This window comes from Undibacterium sp. TC4M20W, from assembly GCF_049340245.1.
Classification (GTDB): domain Bacteria; phylum Pseudomonadota; class Gammaproteobacteria; order Burkholderiales; family Burkholderiaceae_D; genus Undibacterium.
The window spans coordinates 1-639 of the sequence record NZ_JBMPPI010000068.1; the positions used below are offsets into that span (position 1 = coordinate 1).

The window sequence follows — 639 nt, forward strand, 5'->3', positions numbered from 1 at the left end:
GGAATCTCTGATTAAGTCCCCGAGCAATGATTCAGAAACGGTAATATAAGCTTATTTTCCATTGAATCATAAATACCATGAGACAGACAACATTTGCCGAAGGTGGCTTTGAACGCTATGCCAAGACGACGAAGCGAGCAGTGTTTCTATCAGAGATGAATCAGGTCGTGCCATGGGCTATGCTATGCAAACTGATAGAGCCCCATTATCCCAAGGCAGGTAATGGACGCCCGCCTGTTGGCGTGGAGCGCATGCTACGCATTTATTTCTTGCAACAATGGTTCAACCTGTCTGACCCGGCTGTCGAGGAAGCCTTATATGAATCCGTCTCCATGCGCAGCTTTGCCGCTATTGACCTGGGCAATGAAGCCGTGCCGGATGAGACCACTGTGTGCAAATTCCGGCATCTGCTGGAGCGCCATGACCTTGGCAAACGTATCTTCGAAGAAGTAGGCCGTCATTTGCAGGAGCGAGGAATGAAAGTGTCGGGCGGCACCATCGTCGATGCTACGATCATTTCAGCACCTTCTTCCACCAAGAACAAAGAAGGCAAACGTGATCCGGAAATGCGCCAGACCAAAAAAGGCAATCAATGGTATTTCGGGATGAAGGGACACATAGGCGTTGATAGCAAGACCA

The 639-nt window shown here is 49.5% G+C and carries 1 protein-coding gene; it reads left to right on the top strand.

The features are described from left to right. Positions 1-77: 77 nt before the first annotated feature. A partial coding sequence (locus ACO0LL_RS30310) for an IS5 family transposase (RefSeq protein WP_422954535.1) occupies positions 78-639 on the top strand: 562 nt, incomplete at its 3' end.